Here is a 17,997-nt window from a genome sequence, read left to right as displayed (position 1 = left end):
ATGAGGGGTCTTTCTGGTGCGGTTGACGAGATTTCGGGCCGGGCGCCGCGCGGGCGCTCCTCAGTGGTCGGTGAGGAAGCGGTGCAGGGCGGATGCGCCGAAGCGCAGGCTGCTGAGAGGTATGCGTTCGTCGACGCCGTGGAACATGCGGGCGAAGTCGAAGCCCGCGGGCAGCCGGAGGGGTACGAAGCCGAACCCCTCGATGCCCAGGGCGGCGAAGGAGGCGTTGTCGGTCGACGCGGAGGAGCAGTAGGGGACGACCGCCGCTGCCGGGTCCTCGGCGAGGAGGGCCCGGTGCATGGCAGCGATGAGCGAGCTGTCGGGGTCCGATTCGGCCGACGCCGTATGGTCGATGACCTCCATCTCGATGCCGGGGCCGACGAGGGAGCCGACGGTGCGCAGGAAGTCCTCGTCACGACCGGGTACGAAGCGGCCGTCCACCAGCGCCTCCGCATGGGCCGGGATGACGTTCACCGTGTCCCCGGCGCGCAGCACCGTGGGATTGGCGACGTGCCGCAGCGAGGAGCCGATCAGCCCCGCGACGGGTGCGAGTGCCGTGGCGTCGAGGTCGTCCTCGCGTATGTCGATGCCGGTGAGCCCCTTCAGTTCGGTGGCCATGCGCGTCGTGGTGCGGGTGAGCTCCAGCGGCCAGCAGTGGCCGCCGAGCCGAGTGACCGCCGCGGCCAGCCGTACCGTGGCGTTCTCGGCGGTGACCATCGATCCGTGGCCGCGAGTGCCCCGGGCCCGCAGGCGGAGCCAGGCCACACCTTTGCGGGCGGTCTCCACGAGGTAGACGCGCTGCCCGGTCGGCGAGCCCGGCACACTGACGGAGAAGCCGCCGATCTCACTGACGGCCTGGTCGCAGTCCTCCAGCAGGTCGCGGTGGTGCTCGACGAGCCAGCGCGATCCGAGAGCGCCGCCGGACTCCTCGTCGGCGAGGAACGCCAGCACGATGTCCCGGGCGGGCAGTGCGCCGTTGCGGGCCAGCCGCCGCACGGCCGCGAGGATCATCGCGTTCATGTTCTTCATGTCCACCGCGCCGCGGCCCCAGAGGCAGTCGTCGCGGATCTCCCCGGCGAAGGGGTCCACCGACCATGCGTGGCGGTCGGCGGGCACCACGTCGAGGTGGCCGTGCAGGAGCAGCGCAGGCCGTGACCGGTCCCGGCCGCGGATCCGGGCCACCACACTGGTGCGTCCCGGTGCGGCTTCGAGCACCGTGCTCGCGATGCCCACCTCGTCGAGCCGGCGGGCGACGTACTCGGCCGCCGGACGCTCGCCGGGGCCGGAGCCGTCGAAGTGGTTGCTGGTGTCGAAGCGGATCATGTCGCGGCACAGCCCGACCACTTCGTCGAGTGCCCGCTCCGAGTCCGCGGTCATCGGGTCGTCCGCCCTCGTCATCGTCCGTCCCCTCGCTACAGGACCTGGGCGAGGAAGGCGCGGGTGCGCTCATGGGCCGGTTCGCCCAGGACCTGCCGAGGGGTGCCGTGTTCGAGGACGCACCCGCCGTCGAGGAAGGCCACCTGGTCGGCGACCTCACGGGCGAACCCCATCTCGTGGGTGACGACGACCATGGTCATTCCGGAGCGCGCGAGGTCGCGCATCACCTGGAGGACCTCGCCGACCAGTTCGGGGTCGAGAGCGGAGGTCGGTTCGTCGAAGAGCATCAGTTCGGGACGCATGGCCAGGGCCCGGGCGATGGCGACCCGCTGCTGCTGGCCTCCCGACAGCTGGGACGGGTACTGGCGCTCCCGCCCCGCGAGTCCGACGCGGGCTAGGAGTTCCCGGGCCTCCTGCTCCGCCTCCCTCCTCGAACGGCCCAGGACACGCTGGGGAGCCTCGGTGATGTTCTCCACCGCGGTCAGGTGCGGGAAGAGGTTGAAGCGCTGGAAGACCATGCCGATCCGGCTGCGCTGCACGGCGATGTCCTTCTCGGACAGCTCCTGGAGGTGGTCGGAGTGCCTGCGGTAGCCGATCAGCTCGCCGGCCACGTGGAGCTGTCCGGAGTCGATACGTTCCAGGTGGTTGATGCAGCGCAGGAAGGTGCTCTTGCCGGAGCCGCTGGGGCCGATCAGGCAGGCCACCTCACCCTGCCGGACGGTGAGGTCGACCCCCTTGAGGACCTCCGTGTGGCCGAAGGACTTGCGGACGTCGACGGCGCTGACCATGAATGTGCTCACCGCGAACTCCCTGAATCGGTCGCCTTGTCGCGACTCCTGAGGCCCTTCGAACGGCGGGGTGCGCGCGAGGGGCCGGGCAGTGTGCCGCGGCCGTAGCGCCTCTCCAGATGCCGCTGGACGAGCGTGAAGAGGGCGGTGAGCACCAGGTACCAGGCCGAGGCGACCATGAGCAGCGGGATGACCTTGTAGTTCTGGGAGTAGACCTGCTGCAGGTTGGTCATGAGGTCGTTGCCGGCGATCACCGACACCAGGGACGAGGTCTTGAGCATGGTGATGACCTCGTTGCCCATGGGCGGCACGATCACCCGCATGGCCTGGGGCAGCACGATGCGGCGCATCGTGGTGGCCGGTCTGAGGCCGAGGGCGGAGGCGGCTTCACGCTGACCCGGGTCCACGGACTCGATGCCGCCGCGGACGATCTCGGCCGCGTAGGCGATCTCGTTGAGTCCCAGGGCCAGGATCGCGGCGGTCGTCGCCGACACCAGGCTGCTGGTCGGGGCCGAGTACAGCTCGACTCCGGTGAACGGGACGCCGAGGGTGACCGTGGGGAAGAACGCCCCGATGAATCCCCAGAAGATGATCTGGACGAGGACCGGGGTACCCCGGAACAGCGCGGTGTAGCCGTTGGCCAGGGAGCGCAGGACGAAGTTGTCCGACAGGGCCATCACCGCGACCAGGGTCCCGCCGACGACCCCGATCACCATGCTCACCACGGTGAGGTAGAAGGTCACCCACACGCCCTGGAGGGTGAGCTGGGCGAACAGGTACGCCCCGAAGGTGGCCCAGTCGAGGTTGGGGTTGGTGGCGAAGCTCCAGGCGATGCCCAGAGCGCAGACCGCCACCAGCGCGGCAGCCACGGTACGGCCCGGTCGGCGCAGCCTGCGGACGCGAAGGTTGCCGTCGAGGACTTCCGGGCGGGCGGCCGTGGAGGCGGTGGAGGTCATCTGCTCATTCCCCCGCCTGGTTGACCGTCGGCGCGTCGATGGCGATCTGGGCGACGTCGTAGCGCGCGAGTATCTCGCCGTAGACGCCGCTGTCGATCAGGTCCGCCAGCGCACGCCGGACGGCTTCCCGCAACTTCGGCTGGTCCTTGGGCAGTGCGATGCCGAGAGGGGCCGGGTCGTAGCCCTGCGGCGCCGTCGGGTCCTCGACGGACTCGACCGAGTCGTCCCGCTCGGCGGAGTACCGCAGCACGGGAAGGTCACCGACGATCGTCTCGGCCTTCCCGGTCTTCAGGGCCAGCAGCGCGTCGGAGAACTGCGGGAACGTCTTGACCGTGATGGCCTGCTCACCGTCCTCGATACACCGATCGCTCTGCTGCTTCAGCAGGTTGATCTGCTGGGCGCCGGTCTGGGCGGCGGCCTGGTGGCCGCACAGACCGTCCAGGGTCGTCAGCTCCTCCGGGTTGCCCTTCTTCACCAGCAGTGCCGAGCCGGATCGGCCGTAGTCGACGAAGTCGACGGTCTTCTCCCGCTCTTCGGTGTCGAACAGCGCGGCCATCAGCGCGTCGTACTTCTTCGCCTGGAGCCCGGGCAGCAGACCGTCGAAGGGCTGCTGGGAGAACGCGAACGGCACTCCCAGCCGGCGGCCCAGTGCCTCCCCGAGGTCGATCTCCAGCCCGGCCAGCTTCGTGCCGCCGGATCCGGCGAACATCTCGAACGGCGGGAAGGGGGCGTTGGTCGCGACCCGGATGCGGCCGGCCTCCCTGTAGGCGGCCGGCACCATCGCGTACAGCTCGGCGTCGCGCTTGACCGCGGTCTCCGCCTTCGACGCCGTCGAGGAGGGCGCCGCGGACGTGGATTCCTGCGGGTTGGCGCATGCGGAGACGAGGGCGAGACACGCGCCCGCGGCGATGACCGTGGCGGAGAGAGGACGCCGTGGACGCCGACGTCGCGATGCGGCTGCTGGTCCGGGGGACGATGCCATGGTTTTCTCCCTTGCGGAGTGAGGGGCGGCGGTTCAGGGCGAACCGGGGAAGCGGGGCGGGCGGCGGCCGGGATCCAACCCGGTGCGCCCGTGGGCGGACGCCGAGGTGTGCTACGCCTCGGCGGATCGCAGGACGGTGGCGAGGGCGGGGAGCGTGATGTTGCGGCCCGAGACGAGGGCCACGACGGGCCCGCGGGAGCCGACCTTGCCCGCGAGCAGTGCGGCGGTGGCGGCGGCTCCGGCCCCCTCGGAGACGCAGCCACGTTCGGCGGCCAGGTAGCGGATCGCGGCGCGGATCTCCGCCTCGCTCACCGTCACCAGGTCGTCCACGTACCGGCTGATCAACGCGGGTGTCACGGAGCCGGGTTCGATGTTGCCGACCATGCCGTCGGCGAGACTGTCACCGATCTCGGCGGTCACCTGTCCACCGGCCGCGATGGCCGCGCTCACCGCTGTGGAGACCTCGGCCTCCACGCCGACGATCCGCACGCCCGACCGGGCCGACGCCCACAGACCCAAACCGGAGGCGAGGCCTCCGCCGCCGATCCCGCACACGACCGTCAGCTCGCCCAGATACTCGGTGAGCTGGTCGTCGAGCTCGAAGCCGATGGTTGCCTGGCCCGCGATCACGTGGGGGTCGTTGTAGGAGGAGAGGTAGTGGACTCCACGGCCGACCAGTCCCAGCGCGTGCGCCTCGGCCTCGTCGTACGAGGTCCCCACCTGCACGAGGTCGACGCCGAACCGCCGCAGCAGCGACACCTTGGCGGGGGAGGCGTTCTCGGCCACCACCACGGTGGCGGGGCGGCCCAGGGCGCGTGCCGCGTAGGCGACCCCGAGCCCGTGGTTGCCCGCCGACGCGGTGACGATCCGGCTTCCCTCCTCGATCGCGGACAGGGCGCTGAGCGCGCCGCGGACCTTGAAGGAGCCGGTCGGCTGAAGGGACTCCAGCTTGAGCAGGAAGTCCGGCCCGGACCCCCCGGGCGTGCCGAAGTCCACCGGCGTGGGCCGCAGGTGGGCATGGACGGTACGCCAGGCCCGTTCCAGATCGGTGAGCGCGGGCTCGACCACGGCGCGGGGGGCCACCTGCCGCCGAGGATCGCTGGCTGAGGGAAGCATGGAGTCTCCGGGGGTTCGTCGATGTCGAGCCAGACTCGTCGCTCACGAGCCCCGGAAGAAGTGACGGATCCAAAACCTCAGCATAGGGTTTGCTTATGCTCGATCCCCGCAGACTCAGCCTGTTGCGCGACGTGGCCCGGACCGGTTCGATCGCCGGAGCCGCGCAGCGGGCGGGCTGCACCGCCTCGGCCGCCTCACAGCAACTGTCGGCCCTGGAACAGGAACTCGGGGTCGCACTGCTGGAGCGGTCCGCGCGCAGCGTGCGCCTCACCGAGGCGGCCCGGGTCCTGGTGGAGCACACCCACCGGGTCCTGGCGGAACTCGACGACGCGGCACGCGCCGTGCACGCCGTGTCCGGACTGCGCGGCGGAAGCCTGCGCGTCGCGGCGTTCAGCACCGCGGCCACCACGCTGGTCGTCCCGGCGCTCGTCGCCTTCCGGCAGCGCCACGGCGAAGTGCGCCTGTCCTTCGCGGAAGCCGAGCCCGAGGACGCCATCCCCGCCGTCGCGGCCGGAGACCTCGATCTGGCCGTCACCCACCAGTACGGCCACCTCCCCCGGCCCGACCTGAGCGGACTGCGGCAGGCGCTTCTGCATCACGATCGGCTGCTGCTCGCCGTGCCTCCGCACCTCCAGCGCACCGGCCAGACCACCGCGCGGTTGCGCGACTACGCCGCCGAGACCTGGCTGTCCACCCTGCCCTCCGAGGGGTTCCAGGCCGTCACCGAGCACCTCTGCCGCACTGAACACTTCGAACCCGACATCGGCTACCGCTCCGACAGCTACGACCTCCTCCTCGCCCTGGTCGCCTCAGACTTCGGCGTCGCGCTTGTCCCCGGGCTGGCGGCCGCTCCCCGAAGCGGCGTGGCCTTTCTCGAGGTGTCCCAGCCCGAGGGGCTCGCGCGTGAGATCCACATCACCACGCGTGCCGCCGACACCTCCGCCGCCACCAGGGCCCTGAGGAGCCTGCTGATGCGGCGCCGACCCGGTGGCGGCGAGCCGGGGCAGGACGGCGGCGGGTAGCGGCGGCGTCCTGCCGCGGGTCGCGAAGGGAGCACGTGACCACGGGTTGCACGCCTCACCGGAACAACCCGGGCGGCGATTCGAACGTCTTGGTGTTCCCGCCCACCTAGGGAGATTTTTCGCCATGCCCGTGGTCAGATCCGGCTTCAGCATCCTGTCCGAGGCGTTCGCCGCCGACCCGTACCGCTACTTCGCCTGGCTCAGGGAGCAGGCGCCGGTACACCACGAGGCGGGCATCGACAGCTACTTCGTCTCGCGATACCAGGACGTGAAGCGGGTGCTGACCGACCATGAGGTGTTCACCACCAAGACGTTGCAGCTGGATCGAGATCTCGGACGCACCGTCCAGGGGTGGAGGGCCCGGGCATGTATGGAGGGCCCGGGGAGCCCGGCGTCATGCCGGGGCCGTGGGCCGGCCCCGGCGTGACGCCGGGACCAGCCTGCGGATCATCGGGCGCTCAGCCCTCCGCCGCGGCCTTGATCCTCCCCAGGGTGGTGCGCATACCAGCCCGGTTGATCTCCGCGCGGTCGGCCGGGGGCGTACCCGTGAACACCCGTCCGAGGAGCTCGGCCAGCGGGGCGCCGCGGCCGGTCCGGAGGTCCTGCCAGTACTCGGTGACCCTGGTGCCCGAGCCCTCGGGTTCGCAGCGGTAGCCCCACTCGGCCACCGGCAGCCCGAACACCGTTACCCGGAAGGCGTCCGGGACGCGCACCGACGCCCGCCAGGGTTCCTGATCACCGCCTGCGATACATTTTGCCGCGCTCCGACCACTAACGATTTCCAGACACGAAAGACGGCTTCCCAATGACCGACATAGTCAACGGACTTGGCCGGGCCACCGCTTATGGTGCGCTCGGTGTGGTGCTGCTCATCCTCGGCATCGTCCTGGTGGATGTGCTGACGCCCGGCAAGCTCGGCCGGCAGATCTGGGAGGAGCGCAACCGCAACGCGGCGATACTGCTGAGCTCCGCCCTGCTGGGAATCGGCGGGATCGTCTTCACCTCGATCTGGACGACATACGACGACTTCGCGAAGGGCCTTGTGTCGACAGCCGCGTTCGGGCTGCTCGGTCTGGTGCTGATGGCCGTGGCATTCCTGATCGTGGACCTGGTAACCCCGGGCAAGCTGGGAGCGACGCTGGTCGAGGCCGAGCCGCACCCGGCGGTCTGGGTGACGGCTTCCTGCAATCTGGCGGTGGCGGCGATCGTCTCGGCGTCGATCGCCTGATCCGGCCCCCGACGGGGGCCGGTCCCGCGGCACGGGCCCGGTGTCACGCGGTACGCGGTACCGACCCGTGTTCGCGTGCGCACCGGCCGTGTTTGTCACTGCATCCGGGCTGCATTTCGGGCCATCCGGCGTGATGCTGGTATTCAGCCACTCACGACGGGGGCCACCCGGAGGCACCAATGGCAAAGGACAAGACCGAAGAGCCCGAGAGCGCGAAGGCGCCGATGCGGATCTGGACCGGATCGGAGCGCCCTTTTGATCCCGAGGATCTGGTGATGGCGTCGGGACGCGAATGCACGCCCGCGAACGTCGAACGCGCCCGCAAGGAGATAGCCGAGAAGGGTGCGGCGGCGCTTGAGCGCTATCTGCCCTGACGTGCGGTGGAGACGCGTCACCCTGAGGAGCCGGCGCTCCGGACGGGCGGAATCGCTAAGCGTCAAAACACGACAAATGGGTATCAAGAGGGTTGGAGATCGACCGGCGATCGTGCGCCGCACCCGGCGGCGCAGGCCATGCCCCGTCGAAGGAGCCTTGATGTCCACCTCGATCCTCGCCCGACATACCGGCGTCCGTGCCGCCGGGTCACCGCGCCCGACGGCACCGGACGTACCGGATCGTCTCGCTGATATGGCCGACATCCCCGAAATCCCCGACGCCAGGACCATCAGCACGGCGGACGCACGGGCGCTGTCCCTGATCCTTTTCCGGCGTCTGCGCACGCTGGAAGAGGGCACGGCGCAGTACGCGTACGTACGCAACACACTGGTGGAACTCAACCTGAGCCTCGTGAAGTTCGCTGCGGCCCGCTTCCGCGGACGCTGCGAGCCCATGGAGGACATCCTCCAGGTCGGCACCATCGGGCTGATCAAGGCCATCAACCGCTTCGACGTCGAGCGCGAGGTCGAGTTCACCTCCTTCGCGCTGCCCACGATCGCCGGCGAGATCAAACGCTTCTTCCGCGACACGAGCTGGGCCGTGCGCGTCCCCCGGCGGCTCCAGGAGCTGCGGCTGGACCTGGCCAAGGCGTTCGACGCGCTGGAGCAGGAGAGCGGACATGCTCCCACCACGGCGGAGCTCGCAGACCGGCTCGAGCTCAGCGAGGCGGAGGTCGTGGAGGGGGAACTGGCCGCCAACGGTTACGCGGCTCATTCGCTGGAACCGCTCGAGGACGACGAAACCGTCAGCCCGCTCGCGCGCAGGCTGGGGGCCGAGGACCCGGCGCTCGACATCGTCGAGTGCCTGGAGTGCCTGAAGCCGCTGATCGCAGGGCTGTCCGAGCGGGAGCGTACGATCCTGTCGCTGCGGTTCGGCGAGGATCTGACGCAGTCGGAGATCGGCGAGCGGCTCGGAATCTCGCAGATGCACGTGTCCCGGTTGCTCGCACGGGTGCTGGACAAGCTGCGGGCCGGGCTGCTGACGGACCAGGCGCGGGCCGAGGAGCCACGGCGGCGCCCGCACCGGAAGGCGGACGAGCACCAGGTGGAGCCGCGGTCCTTATTACGCCGGAGCACCAGAGTCCCAGCGCGTGACGGCCACGGGTGATGCCTACGCCTTCCCGGCTGCGTGGCTCACGTCCCTCCCGTCGACCTGGCGGACTTCTCCCGCTGGGCCCTGCGCAGCCCGAGGGCGAAGGAGCCCAGGCCCGAGGCGACGATCAGCACGGCGGTGCCCGCGAACATCGTCATCGGATCAGGGAGCCTGCCGAGCTGCGCGAGCCATGGGTCACGGTTGCGGGGCAGGGTCAGGTTCGCGGAGACCTGCTGCTTCGCCTTGCCGCTCTCCAGACCGAGGGTGACGTCCCACGGTCCGTCGGGCAGCAGGGGGTCGAGACCGGCAGTCACGGTGCCGATGCCGCCTGGGGGCAGCGTCGTACCCGGTCTGATCGGGAACGGACCCGCATTCATCCGTCCGGGGCCCTCCGTCAGCTCCAGCGCGCCGCTCAGATCCAGGGCCCGCCCACCGGTGTTGCGGACTTGAGCGGTGAGGACGGGCATCCCGGACTCCGTCCTGTGGACGCGGTAGGCGCCGATCCGGAATGCCGACGGTGGCTCCGCGCCCTTGCCGACGTGGACGTACATACGGACGCCGACCCGCTCGCCGCTCCCTGCGGCGGACACGGCCGAGGCGGCAGGCGCGGCGGAGAGGGCGGAGGCTGCGGGCGCGGCGGAGGCAGCCGCGGCACCGGCGGGCTCCTTGGCCTGGGCCCAGAGCTCCGCGTACCGCTCGCCGGTCGAGGCCGTCGCCGGCACGACCAGTTTGACCTTGGCCTTGGCCTTCTGGCCGGGGGCCAGGGTGAGGGTGGACGGAGTGACGGTGACCCAGCCGGTCAGCTCGTTCGCGCTTCGGCCCGGACTGAAGACGAAACGATTTCCCTTGATCCTCGCATCAGCGGGGTACAGCTCCACCGCCAGGCGCTGCCGCGTGTTGTTGCCGACCTCGACCTGGTGCTCGACGGTCGCTCCGGGTTTGAGGTGGTCGACGATGCTCCGCAGCGCCCGGGCATCCGGCACCCGCCCGGCGACGGGCGCGTCTGCCAGCCGGATCGCGAAGGGATCCTGGGAGGAGCCGGGCTCCTGGGCGGCGCGCGCGGCAACCACCCGGTCGACGGGGCCCGTTGCCGGACCGCTGAGCGAAGCGGCCGCGGGCACGGCCACGACCGGCGGCACAGCCATGGCACCGACCGCTCCGACCGCGGCCGTCACGAAGGCCGCTCTCGCGCGCATGGTTTCGCGCCTGGGTGCACGCATGGGTTCCCTCTGGTCGCGTTCAGCGGACGGTTGGACACGTACCACGGTTCCCGGGCGCCCATCGCGTACCGCACGATCCCTGCCCCATTCGGCGGCAGAATGCCACTCCGGGCGTCATGCGCCGCTGTTCGGCGGGGCGGCGCTGATGTCCGCGAGAGAGGAACGGGGATCGTCCGCCTTCGCGATGTCCCCGAGGGTGACGACGCCCCTCAGGCACCCGTCTTCGACGACGGCGAGCCTGCGCACCATGGCGGAGCGCATCAACCGCGCGGCTTCCGCCGTGTCCTGGTCGGGGCGGATGGTACGGACGTCCGGAGTGCACACCGAACGCAGCGGTGTCCGGTACGGATCATGGCCCATCGCGACGGCGCGCACGGCGATGTCACGGTCCGTCAGGATGCCGAGTATCCGGTCCTCGACCGTGACCAGCACATCCCCCACGTCCCGGTCCCGCATCAGCCGCGCCGCCTCGAAGAGCGTGGCTTCGGGCGACAGCGTCAGTGGTCCCGTCGTCATCACGTCCTTCACGAGGTGTGCCATGACGCCCGCCCTCTTTCCTTGACTGGTATACGGCGTCTGCCCCGATAGGCCCCCGATATCCGGAGCCGGCGCGGGTGAAGCGGCGCCATTTCGAGACGCTGAGGGATACCCGCAGGCAGAAGGCCTGATCGTCACCATGCGTCACCCGAACGGATGCGAGGGTGACCGCGGCGTGTTTGCCTGGCTCATGGCCCCGGAAGGAGGAGCCATGACCACAGCAGGTGAACCCGTCAGGACGCCCGACGAGCTCCGTGTGATGGCGGACGAGCTCGCTCGCGGCGCCGATCGCTGCACCGACCCCGAGCACCGGGCGCGGCTGCGTCGCAAGGCCGCGCGACTGCGTGACCAGTGCGACGGTTACGGCGACGGGGGCCGCTCCCCGGTGTCCCCGGCGCACGAGCAGCCCTGAGGGCAGGCCAGGCACCTGCCGGAAGCGCGCTGCCGGACGCGCGAGTAAAATCCGGTGCGTCCCCGTGGGAGAGGACGTGGCCATGCCCGATCACGGGCGGGACGCACCGGAGCCGGACCGGCTGATCAGCACGGTCACACAGCTCACCGCTGAACTCGCGGACCTGCGACGCGATCTCGGGCGCAGTCACCTGCTCGATCTGGCGTCGGGCGTCGTCGTGGCGCAGCTCGCCCTCTCCCCCGCCGAAGCCATGGAGCACCTCGCCCGGCTCGCCGGGTCCACCGGGACCTCCGTGGAGGACCTCGCCGCGGACATCGTCAACGGCGCCTCGGGCACCGCGGCCGTGCGGGGCACGGACCTGGCACGGCCCGTCGGCGGCGACGGCAACGACCTGGACGCCCAGGACCCGGACAGCAGGGATCGGGCACGCCGGGCCCGGCGCACCGAGGCCGCAGTCGATGCGGCCGCCAAGACGGGCGGCTCCGCGGACGAAGTGGCCGAAACCCTGCTGGACGGCGGACTGCGCCCGCTCGGCGTGCGCGGTCTGTGGCTGTTCCGGCGTACCGAGACGGACTGCCTCGAGCTGGCCGGGCAGGCCGGGATCAGCCCCCTGGAGGCCACGCACTGGCAGTGGGTGCCGCCAGGTCCCAGCAGCCCGCTGCACCGTGCGCTGTCCGATGCCGGCCCGGTCTGGCTGCCGGCCGGGCCGTCCGGCGGCGAGCGTCTCCCGGGATCCGCCCCCGGGGGAGCACGCGCCCTGCTGCCGTTGCGCCGTCGCGGCACGGTCACGGGCCTCGCGGTCGTGGACTGGCCGGGTCCACGCGAGCTGGACGACGCGACGCAGCGTACGCTCACGGATCTCTCGGTACCGGCGGCACGGATCCTCGACGCCGGAGCCGCCGGCCCGGCCGATCCGGCCGTACTGGCCCCACTGCTCGACCAGCTCACTCTGCCGGGGATGGCCCTGCGCACCGAGCCGTCGACCGGTGCCCTGCACATCGAACACCTCAACCGACCCGCGCTGGACTGGGCGGGGCGCGTACACGGGTCGGCCGGACGGCCGCTGGCGCAGGTGTTCCCCGCCGTCGAGGCCGCTATCGGGCAGCTGGCCGGCGTGGCGCGCGAGACCGCCGCCCCCCAGCGTGCCGCGCGGCTTCCGGTGGTGCACCGGGCAGGTGATCCCGACCCGCTGCACGACGTGCGGGTGCTTCCGGTGGGCCCGGACCGGACGGTGGTGCTCTGGCACGGCTCCACGGACCCGGGCATGTCACTGACCCGGGTGCTGGGCAGGCTGGAGAACCTGGCCGCGTTCGAGGACGATCTGATCGCCGGGACCTCGCGATGGAGCGAGCAGGCGTACCGGATCTTCGGTCTCGATCCCGCCACCCCCGCGGTGCCGCTGCGCCGGCTCGCACCCCAGCTGGCCAGGGACGAGGCGGGGAAGCTGGAGGATCTTCTCACCGAGCTGACGCAACGCCACCAGGGCGCGCACACCGTGGTGCGGGCGCTGCGTGAGGACGGTGGCCTTCGGCACGTCAGGATCGCCGCCGAGCCGCTGCTCACGGGCGGTGTGCTCACTGGGATCACGGGCGTGTACCAGGACGTCTCGGCGCAGCACCACACCGAGATCGCGCTCAGTGCGACCTACGACCGGCTGACCGTGACCCAGCGCGAGGCGGCGGTGCGCCACCAACTGGTGCTCCAGCTGCAGCAGGCGATCGTCCCCGAGGTGCCGGTCCTGCAGCGGCTGCCCGGGTTGCAGGTCGCCGCGCGCTACCGGCCGGCGGCCGAGGAGTTCCGGGTGGGCGGTGACTGGTACGACGTGCTGCCGCTGCCGAGCGGGCGGGTGCTGGTGGCCGTGGGCGACATCGCGGGCCATGGCATCGACTCGGTGACGGGGATGGTCTCGCTGCGCAACGCGCTACGGGGGCTGGCGTTCACCGGGCACTCACCGGCGCGGCTGATGTCCCTGCTGAACGAGGTCACGATGCACACCCACGGGAATCCGACGGCCACAGCGGTGTGTGCCCTCTACGATCCGGCCGACCGCTCCCTGCACTGGGCCAGCGCCGGTCACCTCCCCCTGCTGCTGCTGCGCGAGGGCCGGGCGTGCTTTCTCGATCCGCCACGCAACATCCTGCTGGGCGCCATGCCGTCGGCGCGCTACACGGACCAGGTCACGGCACTCGCGCCCGGGGACACCCTGGTGCTGTACACGGACGGGCTCGTGGAGCGCCGCCACACAGGACTCGACGAGAGCCTGGCGGGCCTGCGCCGCGCGGCGGAGCGGCTCGGGCCCGGCAGCCTGGACACCCGTACGGATCGGTTGCTGGAGTCGGTCACCGGCGACACCGACGACGACACGAGCCTGGTGGTCGTCGGTGTCGCCTGAGGCACCGGGCACTGCTGCCGCGCCGGCGAAGCCCGGGGCCCCCGGCAACCGCTCCGCCCGGGTGGGCCGGTAGCATCCCGGCCGCCCCGGGCCGATGCGGTCGCCCGGGGACCGGGCGGCCCGGGCAGCACACCTACCGCTGGAGCCACTTGCGTATCCGCGCCACCAGGTCGTACGCGTCGACTGGTTTGGTGATGTAGTCGTTGGCCCCGGCCGCGAGGCTCTTGGCCCGGTCGCCCGGCATCGCCTTGGCGGTGACCACGATCACCGGCACCGAAGCGAATCTCGGCAGCTTCCTGATGGCCGCGGTGGCGCTGTAGCCGTCCATCCCGGACATCATCACGTCCATCACGATCAGATCGACATCGGGCTGCGCGGTCAGCAGCTCGATCCCCGTGCTCCCGTCGTCGGCCGTCAGCACACGCATGCCCTCGGCTTCGAGGATCTCGGTGAGCGCGTAGACGTTGCGCACATCGTCGTCGATGATCAGCACGGTGCGTCCGGTCAGGAGGGCGCCTGGCGCGGGCTCCTGGGCTGCCCCGGTCCGTGCCGCGTTGACCGTGCCCCGGGTGGCCAGTCCTGGCGGGGGCTCCTGGGGGACTTCTCCGCCGACGGGCACGTAGAAGGTGAAGACGCTGCCTTCGCCGACCCTGCTCTCCGCGACGATCACTCCGCTCAGCAGCTGGGCGAGCTCACGGCTGATGGACAGGCCGAGGCCCGTGCCGCCGTAGCGGCGGCCGGTGGTCACCGCGCCCTGCTGGAACGCCCCGAATATCGAGTCCAGATGCTCGGGGGCGATACCGACGCCGGTGTCCCTGACCCGGAAGGCCACCACCTGCAAGCCCCTGAGTTCGGCGTGGAGTTCGTCGTCGGACGCGTTCTCCACCCGGAGCTCTACGCCACCGCTCTCGGTGAACTTCAGTGCGTTGGAGAGCAGGTTGCGCAGCACCTGCCGCAGCCGGGTCTCGTCGGTGGTGATGTCGTCGGGCACGTCATCCGACGTGAAGATGCCGAAGTCCAGGTTGCGCTCGCTGGCCAGCGGACGGAACGTCACCTCTACGTACTCCAGCAGCCGGTGCAGCGGGAAGGGCTCGCGGTGGACGTCCATCTTGCCCGCCTCGACCTTGGACAGATCGAGGATGTCGTTGATCAACTGGAGCAGGTCGGAGCCCGCGGAGTGGATGACCTCCGCGTAGTCGACCTGTTTCTCCGTCAGGTTGCCCTCCGGGTTCTGGGCCAGCAGCTGGGCCAGGATGAGCAGGCTGTTGAGCGGGGTGCGCAGCTCATGGCTCATGTTGGCGAGGAACTCGGACTTGTACATGGAGGTGCGGGAGAGCTGTTTGGCCCGCTCCTCCAGCTCCTGGCGGGCCTGCTCGATCTCCAGGTTCTTGCCCTCGATGTCGCGGTTGCGGTCGGCGAGCAGTGCGGCCTTCTCTGCGAGTTCCGCGTTGGAGCGCTGAAGCTCTTCCTGCCGGGCCTGCAACTCCTGCGACCGTGCACGGAGTTCGGCCGTGAGCCGCTGGGACTGCTCCAGCAGTTCGTCGGTACGGGCATGGGCGTTCAGCGAGCTGACGTTGACCCCGACCGTTTCGATGAACTGGTCGAGGAAGTCCCGGTGGATACGGGTGAAGGGACGCAGCGAGGCGAGCTCCACGGCGCCGAGCACCTGGTCCTCGACCACCACAGGCAGCACGATCAGCGCGCCCGGGGTCAGTGATCCCAGGCCCGAGGAGATCGTGACATAGCCGGGGGGCAGCTCGTCGACGGCGATGGTGCGGCGGCTGAGCGCCGCCTGACCGACCAGGGACTCGCCGGGGCGGAAGCGTACGGGCAGCCGCGGCGGCTCACCCGGTGACTCGGCGGGGGCCGCGGGCCCGGCGGGGATACGGGACTCGGCGGGGAGTCCGTACGAGGCGGTCATCACCAGCTCGGTCCCGCTGCCGTCGGCCGCCTCCTCGGCCAGGAAGAACGCGCCGTACTGAGCCGATACCAGCGGAGGCACCTCGGTCATGATGACCGCGGCGACGCTGCCCAGGTCGTTGCTGGACTGCATCAGTCCGGATATCCGGGCCAGATTGGTCTTGAGCCAGTCCTGTTCCTCGTTGGCCCGGGTGGTGGCGCGCAGCGACTCCACCATGGAGTTGATGTTGTCCTTCAGGTCGCCGACCTCTCCCGGCGCTTCGACGGCGATGGACCGGGTCAGATCGCCCTCGGCGACCGCGCTGGTCACCTCGGCGATGGCGCGGACCTGCCGGGTGAGGTTTCCGGCCAGCTCGTTGACGTTCTCGGTGAGCCGCTTCCAGGTGCCGGAGACGCCTTCCACCTCTGCCTGGCCACCGAGCCGGCCCTCGCTGCCGACTTCGCGGGCGACCCTGGTGACCTCGGCGGCGAACGACGACAGCTGGTCGACCATGGTGTTGATGGTGGTCTTGAGCTCCAGGATCTCGCCGCGCGCGTCCACGTCTATCTTGCGGGTGAGGTCGCCCCGGGCGACGGACGTGGTGACCTGGGCGATGTTGCGGACCTGGTTGGTCAGATTGTTCGCCATGGAGTTGACGTTGTCGGTCAGGTCCTTCCAGGTGCCCGACACCCCGCTCACGGTCGCCTGGCCACCCAGATTGCCCTCGGTGCCGACCTCCCGGGCCACCCGGGTGACCTCCTCGGCGAACGAGGAGAGCCGTTGGACCATGGTGTTGATGGTCTCCTTGAGCTCAAGGATCTCGCCGCGCGCGTCCACGCGGATCTTCTGCGTGAGGTCACCGCGGGCGACGGCCGTCGCGACCTGGGCGATCGACCGCACCTGCGAGGTGAGGTTGTCGGCCATGGTGTTGACGCCGGTGGTGAGCTCCTGCCAGACCCCGTCAACGTCCCGCACCCGTGCATGGCCGCCGAGCCGTCCCTCACCGCCGACTTCCCGGGCCACCCGGGTGACCTCGGCGGTGACCAGGGAGAGCTGGTCGACCATTCCGTTGTAGACCCCGGCGATCTCGCCCATGATGCCCCCGGCGTCGTCGGGGAGGCGGGCCGAGAAGTCGCCGTCGCGCACGGCCGTGAGGCCCGCCAGCAGCTTGCGCAGGCCCTCCTCGCCCAGCTCGGCTGCCGGCCGGGTGTCCGGCGGGGGTTCCACCGCTGAGTGATCCTGCGGAAGCTGCGGGTTCTGGGGCGGGCCCGCAGGCTGATCACCGGGGTTGTCCCGGGCATGACCGGATGCGTTCATCGCCGACCTCGTGTCGCTCGTTCGGCGTCATCTGTCTACTCTCGACTTTCGCACGCACTCCCCCGCACGACACCCCGGGTGTGTTCAGGCGGTGTCGCCTGCGGTGGCCCGGGGCGGCGTGATCTCGGCCCATACGGTCTTTCCCCCGCCACCGCGCGGTACGGAGCCCCAGGCGCGGGCGAGCCTGCCCAGGACGACCAGTCCGTGGCCACCGGGCTTCGCCGGATCGGCGTGGGGGCGGGGGCGGGGGGTCGCCGGGTCGGCGTCGCTCACCTCGATACGCAACCGGTCGGCCGTGCAGTGCAGCACCAGCTCCTCGGGGCCACCGGCATGCAGACAGGCATTGGTGACCAGCTCGGACACGACCATCAGGACATCCTCGGCGACGGCCAGGCGTTCCTCGGCCTCGTCAAAGCCGTCGTAGCCGTACGCGTCGATGTCGATGTCACCGAAGGCGTCCCAGGCACCCCGTTCGCCGGTTCCGGCCGGATGCCCCGGATACGGGGCGCCGGCGTCGTACTCCGGCAGCCACCCCCAGTCCACGAGCGCCGTACGGCTGAAGTCACGGCAGCGCCCGACCACGCCCCGCGTCCCGGAGAGAACGAGCCTGCGGGTCTGTCCCTGCGCCGGAAGGGCCGCGTTCACCGTCGCCCCCGCCTACTCCCGGCCCGGCTCTGGCTCCGGTGCCTCGAGAGCGTCACCGATGCTCGCGTACCGCGGGAATACCGCACCGGCACCGGTGATCGCGAGCATCCTGGCGACCTGGGGGCGCAGCGCCGCCAGTTCGACCCCGGCGCCCGTCTCCTTGGCCGCGAGACGGGCCCGCAGCAGCACGTTGAGCCCCGTGGAGTCACAGAAGAGCAGTGCGGAACAGTCGACCAGGACGCGTCGCGCACCGGCCGCGATGCCTTCGTCCAGTGCCGCTCGCAGGGGCTCCGCCGTGTCGTGGTCGAGCTCACCCACGACCGCGACCACCACGATCCCGGGCTCGGGCCCCGGGCGCACCGTCACTTCGAAGCGGTCGCCGTCGCCGGTGCTGCCCGGCCAGCCGTCCCGTTCTGAGACCATGTCCGGTTCTCCTGGTCGTCTCCTGGTCGCACTCGGTCGTTCCGCATCGTCTCCCGGGGCCGCGGCTTCCGGTTGACACCCCCGACTATGACATCGCCTCCGGCTCACCGCTTCCGGCGCGGTGGGGTGACTACGCTGAATTACCGGCCCTTCCT

18 protein-coding genes are annotated in these 17,997 nt (G+C 70.8%); 7 read left to right on the top strand and 11 right to left on the bottom strand.

What is annotated here, in order from left to right:
• Window positions 1–60: 60 nt before the first annotated feature.
• From ABZ532_RS09465 to ABZ532_RS09445, 5 genes are all read right to left on the bottom strand, one after another.
• Window positions 61–1,398 carry a M20/M25/M40 family metallo-hydrolase gene (locus ABZ532_RS09465; protein WP_361280696.1) on the bottom strand — a complete coding sequence of 446 codons (1,338 nt, stop codon included), beginning with the start codon at window positions 1,396–1,398 and terminating at the stop codon, window positions 61–63.
• A gap of 14 nt (window positions 1,399–1,412) precedes the next feature.
• Window positions 1,413–2,165, bottom strand: a complete 753-nt coding sequence (locus tag ABZ532_RS09460; protein ID WP_361280803.1) for an amino acid ABC transporter ATP-binding protein — start codon at window positions 2,163–2,165, stop codon at window positions 1,413–1,415.
• Window positions 2,166–2,173: 8 nt separating this feature from the next.
• Window positions 2,174–3,121 (bottom strand): amino acid ABC transporter permease, encoded by a 948-nt coding sequence (locus ABZ532_RS09455; protein WP_361280695.1) that lies wholly within the window; start codon window positions 3,119–3,121, stop codon window positions 2,174–2,176.
• A 4-nt stretch (window positions 3,122–3,125) separates the two neighbouring features.
• Window positions 3,126–4,103, bottom strand: a complete 978-nt coding sequence (locus ABZ532_RS09450; protein ID WP_361280694.1) for an ABC transporter substrate-binding protein — start codon at window positions 4,101–4,103, stop codon at window positions 3,126–3,128.
• A gap of 111 nt (window positions 4,104–4,214) precedes the next feature.
• Window positions 4,215–5,219, bottom strand: a complete 1,005-nt coding sequence (locus tag ABZ532_RS09445) for a pyridoxal-phosphate dependent enzyme (RefSeq protein ID WP_361280693.1) — start codon at window positions 5,217–5,219, stop codon at window positions 4,215–4,217.
• A gap of 95 nt (window positions 5,220–5,314) precedes the next feature.
• On the opposite strand from ABZ532_RS09445, the gene ABZ532_RS09440 reads away from it, so the two are divergent.
• Window positions 5,315–6,241, top strand: coding sequence for a LysR substrate-binding domain-containing protein (locus ABZ532_RS09440; RefSeq protein WP_361280692.1), 927 nt, complete (start codon window positions 5,315–5,317; stop codon window positions 6,239–6,241).
• Window positions 6,242–6,365: 124 nt separating this feature from the next.
• Window positions 6,366–6,668 (top strand): hypothetical protein, encoded by a 303-nt coding sequence (locus tag ABZ532_RS09435; protein ID WP_361280691.1) that lies wholly within the window; start codon window positions 6,366–6,368, stop codon window positions 6,666–6,668.
• 31 nt (window positions 6,669–6,699) lie between these two features.
• On the opposite strand, the gene ABZ532_RS09430 is transcribed toward ABZ532_RS09435, so the two are convergent.
• The gene (locus tag ABZ532_RS09430; protein WP_361280689.1) at window positions 6,700–6,954 is read right to left on the bottom strand and encodes a hypothetical protein; all 255 of its coding nucleotides are present in this window, start codon (window positions 6,952–6,954) and stop codon (window positions 6,700–6,702) included.
• Window positions 6,955–7,046: 92 nt separating this feature from the next.
• Here ABZ532_RS09430 and ABZ532_RS09425 point away from each other — a divergent pair, with 92 nt between their 5' ends.
• From ABZ532_RS09425 to ABZ532_RS09415, 3 genes are all read left to right on the top strand, one after another.
• A complete protein-coding gene (locus ABZ532_RS09425) occupies window positions 7,047–7,469 on the top strand; it encodes a DUF350 domain-containing protein (RefSeq protein WP_361280688.1) in 423 nt (140 codons plus the stop codon).
• A 179-nt stretch (window positions 7,470–7,648) separates the two neighbouring features.
• Window positions 7,649–7,843 (top strand): hypothetical protein, encoded by a 195-nt coding sequence (locus ABZ532_RS09420; RefSeq protein ID WP_361280687.1) that lies wholly within the window; start codon window positions 7,649–7,651, stop codon window positions 7,841–7,843.
• A gap of 253 nt (window positions 7,844–8,096) precedes the next feature.
• The gene (locus ABZ532_RS09415) at window positions 8,097–9,011 is read left to right on the top strand and encodes a SigB/SigF/SigG family RNA polymerase sigma factor (RefSeq protein ID WP_361280802.1); all 915 of its coding nucleotides are present in this window, start codon (window positions 8,097–8,099) and stop codon (window positions 9,009–9,011) included.
• A gap of 26 nt (window positions 9,012–9,037) precedes the next feature.
• On the opposite strand, the gene ABZ532_RS09410 is transcribed toward ABZ532_RS09415, so the two are convergent.
• Both ABZ532_RS09410 and ABZ532_RS09405 read right to left on the bottom strand, forming a co-directional pair.
• Window positions 9,038–10,192 (bottom strand): hypothetical protein, encoded by a 1,155-nt coding sequence (locus tag ABZ532_RS09410; RefSeq protein WP_361280686.1) that lies wholly within the window; start codon window positions 10,190–10,192, stop codon window positions 9,038–9,040.
• 138 nt (window positions 10,193–10,330) lie between these two features.
• Window positions 10,331–10,756 (bottom strand): CBS domain-containing protein, encoded by a 426-nt coding sequence (locus tag ABZ532_RS09405; RefSeq protein WP_361280685.1) that lies wholly within the window; start codon window positions 10,754–10,756, stop codon window positions 10,331–10,333.
• A gap of 208 nt (window positions 10,757–10,964) precedes the next feature.
• On the opposite strand from ABZ532_RS09405, the gene ABZ532_RS09400 reads away from it, so the two are divergent.
• Both ABZ532_RS09400 and ABZ532_RS09395 read left to right on the top strand, forming a co-directional pair.
• Window positions 10,965–11,165 carry a DUF6381 family protein gene (locus ABZ532_RS09400; RefSeq protein ID WP_361280684.1) on the top strand — a complete coding sequence of 67 codons (201 nt, stop codon included), beginning with the start codon at window positions 10,965–10,967 and terminating at the stop codon, window positions 11,163–11,165.
• 82 nt (window positions 11,166–11,247) lie between these two features.
• A complete protein-coding gene (locus ABZ532_RS09395; RefSeq protein WP_361280682.1) occupies window positions 11,248–13,557 on the top strand; it encodes a SpoIIE family protein phosphatase in 2,310 nt (769 codons plus the stop codon).
• A gap of 133 nt (window positions 13,558–13,690) precedes the next feature.
• Here the strand turns inward: ABZ532_RS09395 and ABZ532_RS09390 are convergent, their stop codons facing one another.
• The 3 genes from ABZ532_RS09390 to ABZ532_RS09380 all read right to left on the bottom strand — a co-directional run bounded on the left by ABZ532_RS09390 (window position 13,691) and on the right by ABZ532_RS09380 (window position 17,842).
• On the bottom strand, window positions 13,691–16,684 hold the full coding sequence (locus ABZ532_RS09390; protein ID WP_361280681.1) for a HAMP domain-containing protein: 2,994 nt from the start codon (window positions 16,682–16,684) through the stop codon (window positions 13,691–13,693).
• A gap of 174 nt (window positions 16,685–16,858) precedes the next feature.
• Window positions 16,859–17,419, bottom strand: coding sequence for an ATP-binding protein (locus tag ABZ532_RS09385; RefSeq protein WP_361280680.1), 561 nt, complete (start codon window positions 17,417–17,419; stop codon window positions 16,859–16,861).
• 12 nt (window positions 17,420–17,431) lie between these two features.
• Complete coding sequence (locus ABZ532_RS09380; RefSeq protein ID WP_361280678.1) at window positions 17,432–17,842, bottom strand: STAS domain-containing protein; 411 nt, start codon at window positions 17,840–17,842, stop codon at window positions 17,432–17,434.
• Window positions 17,843–17,997 lie beyond the last annotated feature (155 nt).

It is taken from the genome of Streptomyces sp. NPDC019396 (assembly GCF_040632375.1).
GTDB lineage: Bacteria > Actinomycetota > Actinomycetes > Streptomycetales > Streptomycetaceae > Streptomyces.
The sequence above is the reverse complement of the archived record's forward strand: the minus strand, read 5'-3'. Positions and strand labels throughout refer to the sequence as shown.